Source organism: Haloplanus sp. CK5-1 (assembly GCF_037201915.1).
Taxonomy (GTDB): domain Archaea; phylum Halobacteriota; class Halobacteria; order Halobacteriales; family Haloferacaceae; genus Haloplanus; species Haloplanus salilacus.
This window is the reverse complement of sequence record NZ_CP147505.1, coordinates 1665625-1676925: the sequence shown is the minus strand read 5'-3', so window position 1 is coordinate 1676925 and position 11301 is coordinate 1665625. Positions and strand designations below refer to the sequence as shown.

Genomic DNA, 11301 nt, shown 5'->3' with positions numbered 1-11301 from the left:
AACGTAACGCGTTCCGACTGCGCGCGGGAACTCGGAGTTCCCACAGCGCTCCTGGCGTCGTTCGACCCACGCCCTCACTGTGTTTGGCCTCTCGTCTGGACAGTATCCGACGCCCGGACCGAAGCTACAAAAACAGGTGAGTGCTAACGCCAGCCTATGGCTACGACGAGCACGACCCTCTCGACGTTCGAGGACGCCCTCGACTCCCTCGGCGTCGACTGCACCCGGACGACCGCGGAAGCGTTCGCGACGACGCTCGACGACGTCGTTCGCGACCCCGCGGTCGGTGTCCCTCTCCCCTTCGACGTCGACTACCCCGAGTCGGTCACGGTCGATCCGACCGCCGCCGACCTGGAGCGCGCGTCGACGGGGATCACCCCCGCCAGTCTCGGCGTCGCGAACTACGGCAGCGTCCTGTTGCCCTCGACTCCCGACGGGGCCGAACCGGTCAGTCTCTACCCGGAACTGCACGTCCCCGTCGTCCGGGCGAGCGACGTGGTTCCCGACCTCCCCGAAGCGATGGATCGGTTCGGCGAGGCGGCGAGCGACCGGGCCGAGAGCAGCATCGTCGCCACCGGTCCGAGCGCCACCGCCGACATGGGTGCGCTGGTCCTCGGGGCGCACGGCCCCGAAGCGGTCCACGTGGTGATGCTCGATGAGTAAGGGCAAGGGTGACAAGGCCGCCGAAATTCGGCGGCTGATGGCGACCGAGGGCCCGGCCATCGAGGAGAACACGAAGGGGTTCAACGAGAAGCGCAAGGAGGCCGTCGCGGGCCTGGAGAACTACGAGGAGCTCCGGACGCAAGCGAGGGAGATCAAGGAGGACGCCATCGACCGTCTCCCGGAGTTGATCGAGGAGCTCCGCGAGTCCGTCGAGGAGAACGGCGGCCACCTCTACCTCGCCGACGACGCCGCCGACGCCAACCGATACGTCCGCGAGGTGGTGGCCGACGAGGACGCCGACCGGGTCGTCAAGAGCAAGTCGATGACGACGGAGGAACTCGACCTCAACGACGCCCTCGAGGCCGACGGCACCGACGTGGTCGAGACCGACCTCGGCGAGTGGGTCGTCCAGTTGGCCGACGAGACGCCCTCTCACTTGATCGCTCCCGCCATCCACCGGTCCCGGGAGAGCATCGCCGAGTTGTTCGCGGAGACGTTCGACCCGGAGGACCCCCCCGAAACCGCGGACGAACTCACCAGCTTCGCGCGAGAGCGGCTGGGCGAACTCATCCGCGACGCCGACGTGGGGGTGACCGGCGCGAACTTCGTCACCGCCGACACGGGGACGATGGCACTGGTCACGAGCGAGGGCAACGCCCGGAAGTGTGCGGTGACACCGGACACCCACGTCGCCGTCGCCGGTGTGGAGAAGGTGATCCCCTCGACCGACGACCTCTCGCCGTTTCTCGAACTCCTCGCCCGGTCGGGGACGGGACAGGACCTCACCGCCTACGTTTCCCTGCTCACGCCGCCGGTCGACTCCCCGACCCTCGACTTCGACGACGACGAGACGCCCCTCTCCGAGCGGGACTCGGACCGCGACTTCCACCTCGTCCTCGTCGACAACGGCCGGATGGCGATGCGCGAGGACGACCAGCTCCGCGAGACGCTGTACTGCATCCGGTGTGGGCAGTGTTCCAACTCCTGTGCCAACTTCCAGCACGTCGGCGGCCACGGCTTCGGCGGCGAGACCTACTCCGGCGGCATCGGCACCGGCTGGGAGGCCGGCGTCGAGGGCCTCGACACCGCGGCCGAGTTCAACGACTTCTGTACCGGCTGTTCGCGCTGTGTCAACGGCTGTCCGACCAAGATCGACATCCCGTGGATCAACACGGTCGTCCGCGACCGGGTCAACCGCGGCGAGGAGCCCGAGGGTGCTGACTTCCTCGTCGAGGGTCTCACCCCCGACGAGGAACCCGGCGGACTCGACCTCGACAAGCGTCTCTTCGGCAACTTCGAGACGCTGGCGAAACTCGGGAGCGCGACCGCCCCCGTCTCCAACTGGCTCGCCGACACCGCGCCCGCACGGTGGGCGCTCGAACGCGTCGTCGGCGTCGACGCGCGGCGCGACCTCCCCGAGTTCCGGCGCGAGACGCTCGTCGACTGGTTCGACCGCCGCGTCTCGACGGTCTCCGACCCGTCCCGAGAGGTCGTCCTCTACCCCGACGTCTACACCAACCACGTCCAGGTCGAACGCGGGAAGGCCGCGGTCCGGACCTTGGAGGCGCTTGGCGTCTCGGTCCGCGTGCCCGCCGTCCGATCCAGCGGCCGCGCCCCGCTCTCGCAGGGCATGATCGCCACCGCCGAGGACCACGCCCACGACGTGTACGGGAGCCTCGCCGAACACGTCGACGCCGGCCGGGACGTGATCGTGATCGAACCCTCCGACCTCGCCATGTTCGACCGCGAGTACGAGCGGTTCCTCCCCGAAGCCTCCGTCGAACGGCTCCAGGAGAACAGCTACGAGATCATGGAGTACGTCTACGGCCTGCTGGAGAACGGGGCCGACACGGACGCCCTCCGTGGCGGCGACGACGCCGTCGCCTACCACGCACACTGCCAGCAACGCACCCTCGGTCTCGAGGCCCACACCGTGACGGTCCTCGAAGACTTGGGCTACGACGTGGTCACCTCGGACGTGGAGTGTTGTGGGATGGCCGGATCGTTCGGCTACAAGGAGGATTACTACGAACTGAGCATGGACGTCGGCGACGACCTAGCCGAGCAGTTCACGACCCCGGAGACGGGGGATCGAGAAGTGGTCGCCAGCGGCACGTCCTGTCTCGAACAACTCGACGCGCTGCTCTCGCGGCGACCCCGGCACCCGATCCAACTGGTCGCACCGCGGTAGTCGCGGGAACCGCATCCGCGAACTATTAAGACCCGTCACGAACAGGTGTGGATATGGACGGCACGCCACAGGAGATCACGACGCTCGTCGGGCGCGAGGTCTACTCGAACAACGGGGCATTCGTCGGCGAAGTCGAGGACGTTCGCCTCGATCTCGGCGGTCAGACGGTCACCGGGCTCGCGCTCGGCGAACTCAGTCGGGAACTGTTCGCCGACCGGATCGAGTCCGGCAAGGGCGTGATGATCCCTTACAGCTGGGTCCGTGCGGTCGGTGACGTGATCCTGATCAGCGACGTGGTCGAGCGACTCGAGGACGAGGACGAGGACGAGGACGTCGTGGCCTGAGTCGTCAGCTCCCGTTTCCGGTTTCTCCGGTACTCTCGACGCCCATCGCGTCGAACAACTTCTTGCGGACCGCTTCCTCGGCCAGCGAGAGGAGCGTGTCGCGGTTGTTCTCGCTCGCCTCGATGCCGGTGAAGAGGCCGAGCGGAATCTCGACGCTGCCCTGCGTCGAGTGGCCACCCGCCTCGCCGACACTGCCGTAGGCGTCGTCGAGGATGTTCCCGATGTTGATGCGGATGTCCTTCGATCGGGCGGCCAGGTAGATGGTGTCGTCGGCGATGCCGAACACCGCCGTCGTGGTGATGCCCTCCAGATTCAGGAGGTGCTGGGCGGCCTGTGCGAGCGCGTCGCGGTCGCGGATGAACCCCGCGTTCGAGACGAGGTGACTCCCCTGGACCTGCCGGTTCTGTATCGCCTCCGCCAGGACGTCGAGGGTCTCCGGCGACATCGACGGCGACTCCACCTGTTCGAGTGTGTCGTGGTCGGCGAAGGGGTAGAGGTACGCCGCCGCCGTCAGGTCCGCGGGCGTCGTGTCCCGCTTGAAGTCGAGCGTCTCGGCGCGGATGCCGTACAACAGCGCCGTCGCCACCGCCTCGCTCGGCGAGAGGTCGAACTCCTGGATGTACTTCGTGAGGATGGTCGACGTCGAGGAGACGTTCGGCCGCACGTCGATGAAGCCGGCGTCGTAGTCGGTCTCCGGTTCGTAGTGGTCGATGAAGATGTCGACCTCGGTGTCGAGGCCGAGGTCACCCGACTTCATGTGGTCGACCAGCGCGATCAGCGGGTAATTCTCCAGTGACTCCACCTCGGAGAGGGGGAGGAGTTCGATGCCGAGGAGGTTCACGAACGCCCGGTTCTCCTGGTGGCCGATGTCGCCGTCGTAGATGATGTCCGCCTCCACGCCGTGGGCCTCGGCGATAGCCCGAAGTGCGACCGCGCTCGCGATGGAGTCCGGATCGGGGTTGTCGTGGGTGAGGATTGCGAGTGTCCCGTCGGTCGAGCCGAGGAGTTCCGCGAGCTGCTGGGCCTTGTACTCCAGTTCTCCCGTCTCCAGTGCCCGAAGGGCCGACTCCGCGATCACCTGCGAGGGGTTGATGACGACGTCCGCGCCCGCCTCGGTGAGTTCGTCCTCGGAGACGGGGTCGGAGGCCCGGACGACGATGAACTGGTCGCCGCCTCGTTCCCTGATCGTCGACACCGCCGCCTTGTTCGCCTCCACGTCCGACGCCAGGATGAGGAGGACGTCCCGGTCGGCTACCAGGTCCGCCACCTCGTCGTCGCGGATGTCCGTTCGCCGCGCGTCGAGGTCCTGGTCGCGGAGCGCTTCGACGCGGCTCTCGTCACGATCGAGAATCAACACGTCCTTGCCGTCAGCGTCGAGGTCCTCGGCGACAGCGTGACCGACGCTCCCGCAGCCGAGAATCGCGTACGAGGACATCGTCGAGACCGGAGCCACGGAACTCATGTGATCCGACGTATCGTAGCATTTCACTTAATGCCGTCCCTTCGTCCGACCGGGTCGGAAGGGAAACGCCTTTTAGTTGGCCACGGATAGAACTCGCCGAGGGCCGGTAGCTCAGTTAGGTAGAGCGACGGACTCTTAATCCGTCGGTCGGGGGTTCAACTCCCTCCCGGCCCGCTTCCGCTCCGAACGAGAGTGAGGAGCGAAGCGGCTACGGAGGGCGTTGAACCAGGGAGCGGAGCGAAGCGGAGTGACCGTGGTTCAACTCCCTCCCGGCCCCGCTTCTGCGCGACACTACGCGACGAGCGGAGTGAGCGACACGAGGAGCCGTGTCGCGCGAACGGTATACGGAGGAGTCGAACCAGAGAACGGAGCGTAGCGAGCGGAACGACCGTGGTTCAACTCCCTCCCGGCCCGTGCGACGCGACGGTGGGATATCCGGTCGGTCCCGCTACTCGACCGTGTAATCCCCACCCGACAGTCGTTCGACGGCGGTCGCGTCGAGGTACGCATCGACCGTCGACTCGTCTTCCATACACCCGGCGTTGGCGGCCTCGTAACTCTTGCCGTCGACAGCCTGACAGACACGGTCACGCTCCGGGATCACGACGATCCCGACCACCTCGTCGCCTACCCCCGTCTCGGCGACCCTCTCCGGGGGGAGCACGATGGTGTGTACTTCCTCCCCGGCTTCCGTCCGGTGTTCGTATATTTCGATCCCACCCGAAGGAGTGGCCGAGTGGTCCGCGGAAATCGGTTGGGATTCGGCCACTACCACGCCCGATACCCCAACTATCACGGCGAGCAGTCCGACTGCGAATACGACGAATCTGGCCCGATCGGATATATTTCGTTTCACACCAGTTGCGAATTCGCGAAGAAACAAAAATACAATGTGCATATGGCTATTAATATTAACACCAATTGGAGATCCTTTGACACGACTCAAGGCGTACTAGGTGACCTGTGTGATCCGGTCGGGCGAGGGTGCGAACGCCGTCGGTACCGACGTCCCGGCGGCGGACGACCCACCCGCGCCGGGACGGCGGCGGATCGCGGAGGCTCGCCCGCTTCCGCGACCGGGGCGACGAGCGGCGCTGGCGACTCCGCCACTGCGACGGCAACGTCGTCGCCACGGGGTGGGTCACGCCCCCGCCGCGTCACTCCGTCGCGAGCGCCGCGATCCACGCCACCGTCGCGGCGACGAACAACACGAGGGTCACCGACACCAACCTGACGAACGCCGGGAGCGTCTTCGGGACGCCGGGGACCACCCCGGCGAAGTAGGCGGCCGTGGCGACGAGTGCGATCACGGCCGCGGCGGTCGTCAACGCCGACACTGGGTGTCGACGCGGGAGGTTCGAACGTCCATATCGGACCGTTTCGGGCCGTTCACAAGTGTCTTCGCACCGTCGTCGCGCCGACCCGACCCTCCCGCTGCCGTGTAGAACAGGAACTTTTATGAAGGATAGGGCCGTCGACTCGGTCGATGCACTCGCACGTCGTACCTGTACGCGACTGACCCTTCTCCATCGACAGGTATCGACGTTCGACCGACCCGATCCGACCCACTCCGAATGAGCACACAACAGCCGTCCACGACCCAGCGCACCGCGACCGACCAACCCCGACCCGACGCCCGATGGCGCGACGAGACCCGGCCCGTCTCGACCGAGACACCGACCCGACACGCACAACATCAGTTCTCGACCGGGATTCGCCGCCGCCTCAACAACCTGATCGACGAGGAGAACCAGGCGATGCTCGACTAGTCGAGGAAGTCCGGTTCGACACGTTTTTCGTCGCGTTCCGCTCGAAGGTGGGCGGCGAACGTCTCGCGGTCCACGTCCGACCGCTCTCGCTCGTCCCGGTCCCGCACGGACACCGTCCCCTCCGCTTCCTCGTCGTCGCCGACGACGAGCATGTAGGGCACGCGGTCGCTGTGAGCCTGTTGGATCTTGCGGCCGACGGTCCAGGATCGGTCCTCGATCTCCACCCGGAAGTCGTCGAGTTCGTTCGCGACGCGGTGGGCGTAGCCGAGATTGTCGTCGCTGACAGGGAGGATCCGCACCTGTTCGGGCGCGAGCCAGAGTGGGAACTTCCCGTCGAAGTGCTCGATCAGCACCATCAGGAACCGCTCGTAACTGCCATAGAGCGCGCGGTGGATCATCACTGGTCGGTGGTCCTCGTTGTCCTCGCCGGTGTAGGTCAGATCGAACCGCTCGGGCATGTTGAAGTCGAGTTGGACCGTCGGCCCGTCCCACGCCCGACCGAGTGCGTCCTCGAACGCGAAGTCGATCTTCGGCCCGTAGAACGCCCCGTCGCCCTCCTCGACGTCGTAGTCGATCCCGTGGTCGTCGAGCACCGCCCGGAGTTGTGACTCGGCGCGCTCCCAGATTTCGTCGCTCCCGACGGACTTCTCCGGTCGGGTCGCGAGCGCGACCTCCGCGTCGAGGTCGAACGTCTCGAACACCTCGAAGATGTTGTCGATCACGAGCGTCACCTCGCGCTCGATCCCCTCTGGCTGGACGAACACGTGGCCGTCGTCGATGGTGAACGCCCACACCCGCGAGAGCCCGGACAACTCGCCGCGCTGTTCCTTCCGGTACACCTTGCCGTCCTCGAAGTAGCGGACCGGGAGGTCCCGGTACGACCACGACTGCTGGTCGAAGATGGTCGCGTGTCCCGGGCAGTTCATCGGCTTCAACCCGTACTCCTCGTCGTTCACGTCGAGTAGGAACATGTCGTCGACGTAGTTCTCGTAGTGGCCCGACTTCTTCCACAGTTCCGTCCGGAAGAGGTGTGGGGTCTCGACGGGGTCGTACCCCGCGTCGAGGTTGAGGTCCCGGGCGTAGCCGGCGAGTTCGTCGAGGATCCGCTTGCCGTTCGGGTGATAGAGCGGCAGTCCCGGCCCCGTCGTCTCGTCGATGGAGAAGATGTCGAGTTCCTGGCCGAGCTTTCGATGGTCGCGCTCCTCGGCCTTCCGTCGACGTTCGAGGTAGGCCTCCATCTCGTCCTCGTCGGCGAAGGCCGTCCCGTACACACGCGTGAGCGTGTCGTTGTCCTCGTCGCCACGCCAGTACGCCGAGGAGATGTTCAGGAGCGTGAACGCGCCGATCTCGCCGGTCGACTCGACGTGGGGACCCTCACAGAGGTCCTCGAATTCGCCCTGTCGGTAGACGGTAACGGGGTCCTCGCCCGCCGCCTCCTCGTTCATGATCTCCCGTTTGTAGGGGTTGTCCTCGTAGGCCGCGACGACCTCGTCCCGTGGCCGTTCGACGCGTTCGATGTCGAGGTCCTCGGCGATGATCTCCTCGGCCTCGGCCTCGATCGCTTCGAGGTCGTCGCTGTCGAGGTCGACGCCGGTCACGTCGTAGTAGAAGCCGTCGTCCGTCGGTGGTCCGATCGCGAGTTTGGCCTCGGGGTGGAGGCGCTGGAGTGCCTGTGCGAAGACGTGGGCCGCCGAGTGGCGCAACACGCGGCGATACTCGTCGCTGTCCTCGGTGACGATGACGAGGTCGGCCCCGTCGGAGAGGGGCGTGGCCTTGTCGACGAGGTCGCCGTCGACGACGCCCGCGACGGTGTCGCGTCCGAGGCCCGGCCCGATCTCGAAGGCGACGTCCTCGACCGTCGACCCCTCCTCGACGGTGAGTTCCGATCCGTCGGGAAGCGCCACTACGATTTCGCTCATACCGGTGGAAGTCGGACGAGCGGAATAATTCTGTCGAACACGAGTCCCTGACGGGGTTTCGACGCTCGTGTGCCGTCCTGTTCGGCACGGCCGACGGCCCCCGAAGTTATCCTTCGTCGATGTAACGTGAGGCCGTGTCCCGTGCCGGCCCCCTCGGACTCCGACACGTCCTCGCGGTCTCGCTCAGCCTCCCGCTCGGGGCCGGCGTGTTCGTCGTCCCTCGTGGCGTCGAGAACCTCGGCGGACCCGGCACACCGGCGGCCTACCTCGTCGCGACGCTCGCCGTCTGTGCGGTCGGCGTTCCCCACGCCATCTTCCTGTCGAGTCCGCTCGCCGAACGCGAGGGAGTCGTCTACTTCGCCGTCTCGCGGACGTGGGGGTCCCGACCGCTCGGATTCCTCGCGGCGTGGCCAGCCGTCGGCGCCTACGCCGCCGTCCTCGCCGCCCTCGTCACCGCCCTCGGCCGAACCCTCGCTCCCGCTGTACCCACCGCCGCGGCCCTCGCCGTCCTCGTCGTCGTCGTCGCCGTCCACGCCCTCGGTCCAGCCGTCGCCGGGCGGATCCAACTCTGGACGGTCGGCGCACTCCTCGCGCTCCTCGTCGGCATGGTCGTCGCCGGACTGACGGCCCTCGCCCCGGCCAACTTCTCGCCGCTGTTCCCGACGCCGACGCTCCGGAACGCCCCGCTGCGCTCGCTCGGCGCCGCCACCGTCGCGACGCTCGTCGGCTTCGCCGGCTTCGAGGGTGGTGTGGCGCTCGCGGCGTCGACACGGGAGCCGCGGCGAACCGTCCCCCGAGCGGTTCTCTCCGGTATCTTGCTCGCCGGGGCGGTCGCCGCCGTCGCCGCGTTCGTCGCGCTGGGGGTCATCCCGTGGTCCCGGCTCGTGTTCGCGACCGCCCCCTTCACCGAGGCGGCCGCCAGTGCCCTCGGCGTCGCCCCACAGTCCCTCCTCGTCCCCGGAGTGACGCTGGCGACGGCGAGTGCCGCGCTGGCGACGGTGTGGCGTCCGACGTCGACGATCCGGGGCCTCGGCGACGTGGTTTCGGGTATCGACCGCGCCACGCGATCCGGACTCCCCGATCCCGCCCTCGCGCTGACCGGCACTCTGGCGGCCGTCGTCGTCGTCCTCGACGCCGTCGGGCCCGCGCTCTACCTCTCCCTCGTCGGTATCTTCCTCCCGTACGCCGCGGTCGCGGTTTCGGCGGCCGCCCTCCCGGCGGTTCGGCCCGCGCTCTACCGGCGGTGTCGGCTTCGCCTCCCCCCGGCCGTTCTCGCCGTCGTCTCCGTCTTCGGCGCCGTCGCGGCTGCCGCAGTCCTCCGGTACGTCGTCGTCCTCGACCCCGCGACGACCCTCGGCGTCGCTCGGTGGGCCCCTTCCCTCTCAGTCGTCCCCGACGCCGTTCTCGTACGCGACCCACTCCTGACGGTGGTGCCGGCGGCCCTCCTCTGGGAACTCGTCGGCGTCGTCGTCCTCGCAGTCGCGGCGGACTACCGGGCCGAACACGACCGCTATCGTCCGCCACTCGACGCCGCGTACGACGAGTAGGAAAGCGAAACCGGGAAACCCCGCCGGACGAACCCGGCGACATGGAACGCGGGGCGATCTCACTCGACGACCTCGACGGCCCGTTCGACCTCCAGGCGACGGTCGAGAGCGGGCAGAGCTACCTCTGGGACCGGCCCGACGGCGGGATGTACGGGGACGACGTCGCCCACGGCGGCGACGCGTGGTACGAGACGGTCGTTCCGCCGATCGATCGCGTCGGCAACGATCGGGCCGTCGTCCGCGTGCGGCAGGTCGACGGTCGCTTGGAGTGGGAGTCGACGACCGACGCCGTCCCACTCCTGACCCACCTCCTGCGACTGGACGACGACCTCGACGCCGTCCTCGCCGCGACGCCGGACGACCCGCTTCTGACCGACGCGTACGACGCGTATCGGGGGATGCGGCTGGTCCGGGATCCGCCCTTCCCCTGCCTGATCTCGTTCATCTGTTCGGCACAGATGCGGGTGGCTCGCATCCACGGGATGCAGCTCCGACTCGCCCGCGAGTACGGCGAGACGCTCGCCGCCGACGGCCGGACGTACCACGCCTTCCCGACGCCGGAGCGCCTCGCCGCCCGCTCCGAGTCGGAGCTGCGCGACCTGAAACTCGGCTACCGCGCGCCGTACGTCCGGCGGACCGCTGCGATGGTCGCCGAGGGCGAGGCCACTCCGGAGGCCGCCCGCGGGCGACCGTACGAGACGGCCCGCGAGTATCTCACCACCTTCGTCGGCGTCGGAGAGAAGGTGGCCGACTGCGTGTTGCTGTTCTCGCTTGGCTACCTCGAAGCCGTGCCACTCGACACGTGGATCCGGACGGCCATCGCCGACCACTTCCCCGACTGCGACCGCGGCTCCTACGCAGACACCTCCCGGGCGATCCGCGAGCGTTTGGGTGGCGAGTTCGCGGGGTACGCCCAGACCTACCTGTTCTACTACCTTCGGACGACCGACGCGGAGTGACCGACGCCGATCCCGTTACGCCCGCTCCGCGTCGAGTTCGTCGAACAGCGCCACGACCCGGCGCTCCACTTCGTCGCGAATCTCCCGGACCCGTTCGATATCCTCCTCGCCGGGGTCGTCGAGTGCCCAGTCGCGGACGTCTACCTCCCCGAGGTCGAGCGTCGAACAGCCCATCGTCGCGACGTGGTCGCAGGCTCCGAGTTCGGCGTCGGTGATCTCTCGGGGTGTTCGATCCGAGACGTCGATGCCGACCTCGGCCATCGCGTCGACCACGACGGCGTGGACGGCGTCGGCCGGGTGGGTACCGCCGCTCAGAATCTCCACCTCCCCGTCGAGTCGCCGCCGGTCGCGTTCGCGCGCCGCGAAGGCGGCGGCCATCTGCGAGCGCCCGGCGTTCCTGACACAGACGAAGGCGATACGGATCGGTTCGGTATTGGTTTCTGACAT

11 protein-coding genes and 1 tRNA gene are annotated in these 11301 nt (G+C 67.7%); 7 read left to right on the top strand and 5 right to left on the bottom strand.

The window, feature by feature from the left end; all coding sequences use genetic code 11:
* The first annotated feature begins 156 nt into the window (after window positions 1–156).
* Genes NBT81_RS08880 through NBT81_RS08870 form a run of 3 tightly spaced genes read left to right on the top strand, consistent with a single transcriptional unit; the run spans window position 157 to window position 3198 of the window.
* The gene (locus NBT81_RS08880; RefSeq protein WP_338737685.1) at window positions 157–663 is read left to right on the top strand and encodes an LUD domain-containing protein; all 507 of its coding nucleotides are present in this window, start codon (window positions 157–159) and stop codon (window positions 661–663) included.
* Window positions 656–2854 carry an LUD domain-containing protein gene (locus tag NBT81_RS08875; RefSeq protein WP_338737683.1) on the top strand — a complete coding sequence of 733 codons (2199 nt, stop codon included), beginning with the start codon at window positions 656–658 and terminating at the stop codon, window positions 2852–2854. The genes NBT81_RS08880 and NBT81_RS08875 overlap by 8 nt, the downstream gene beginning before the upstream one ends.
* A gap of 53 nt (window positions 2855–2907) precedes the next feature.
* Window positions 2908–3198 carry a PRC-barrel domain-containing protein gene (locus NBT81_RS08870; protein WP_338737682.1) on the top strand — a complete coding sequence of 97 codons (291 nt, stop codon included), beginning with the start codon at window positions 2908–2910 and terminating at the stop codon, window positions 3196–3198.
* 4 nt (window positions 3199–3202) lie between these two features.
* Here NBT81_RS08870 and NBT81_RS08865 read toward each other — a convergent pair whose 3' ends face one another.
* On the bottom strand, window positions 3203–4660 hold the full coding sequence (locus NBT81_RS08865) for a DHH family phosphoesterase (protein ID WP_338737680.1): 1458 nt from the start codon (window positions 4658–4660) through the stop codon (window positions 3203–3205).
* Window positions 4661–4760: 100 nt separating this feature from the next.
* Between NBT81_RS08865 and NBT81_RS08860 the strand changes: the two genes are divergently transcribed.
* Window positions 4761–4834: transfer RNA gene (locus NBT81_RS08860), tRNA-Lys, on the top strand.
* A 274-nt stretch (window positions 4835–5108) separates the two neighbouring features.
* Here NBT81_RS08860 and NBT81_RS08855 read toward each other — a convergent pair.
* Complete coding sequence (locus NBT81_RS08855; RefSeq protein ID WP_338737678.1) at window positions 5109–5324, bottom strand: hypothetical protein; 216 nt, start codon at window positions 5322–5324, stop codon at window positions 5109–5111.
* 493 nt (window positions 5325–5817) lie between these two features.
* Window positions 5818–5997, bottom strand: a complete 180-nt coding sequence (locus NBT81_RS08850) for a hypothetical protein (protein WP_338737676.1) — start codon at window positions 5995–5997, stop codon at window positions 5818–5820.
* 237 nt (window positions 5998–6234) lie between these two features.
* On the opposite strand from NBT81_RS08850, the gene NBT81_RS08845 reads away from it, so the two are divergent.
* Window positions 6235–6429, top strand: coding sequence for a hypothetical protein (locus tag NBT81_RS08845; RefSeq protein ID WP_338737674.1), 195 nt, complete (start codon window positions 6235–6237; stop codon window positions 6427–6429).
* On the opposite strand, the gene thrS is transcribed toward NBT81_RS08845, so the two are convergent.
* Window positions 6426–8348, bottom strand: a complete 1923-nt coding sequence (gene thrS, locus NBT81_RS08840) for a threonine--tRNA ligase (protein ID WP_338737673.1) — start codon at window positions 8346–8348, stop codon at window positions 6426–6428. The genes NBT81_RS08845 and thrS overlap by 4 nt on opposite strands.
* Before the next feature lie 134 nt (window positions 8349–8482).
* On the opposite strand from thrS, the gene NBT81_RS08835 reads away from it, so the two are divergent.
* Both NBT81_RS08835 and NBT81_RS08830 read left to right on the top strand, forming a co-directional pair.
* Complete coding sequence (locus NBT81_RS08835; RefSeq protein WP_338737671.1) at window positions 8483–9895, top strand: APC family permease; 1413 nt, start codon at window positions 8483–8485, stop codon at window positions 9893–9895.
* Between the two features lie 41 nt (window positions 9896–9936).
* Window positions 9937–10854 (top strand): DNA-3-methyladenine glycosylase family protein, encoded by a 918-nt coding sequence (locus NBT81_RS08830; RefSeq protein WP_338737669.1) that lies wholly within the window; start codon window positions 9937–9939, stop codon window positions 10852–10854.
* Window positions 10855–10869: 15 nt separating this feature from the next.
* Here the strand turns inward: NBT81_RS08830 and NBT81_RS08825 are convergent, their stop codons facing one another.
* Window positions 10870–11301: an ArsC family transcriptional regulator gene (locus NBT81_RS08825; protein ID WP_338737668.1), complete on the bottom strand. Its 432-nt coding sequence runs from the start codon at window positions 11299–11301 to the stop codon at window positions 10870–10872.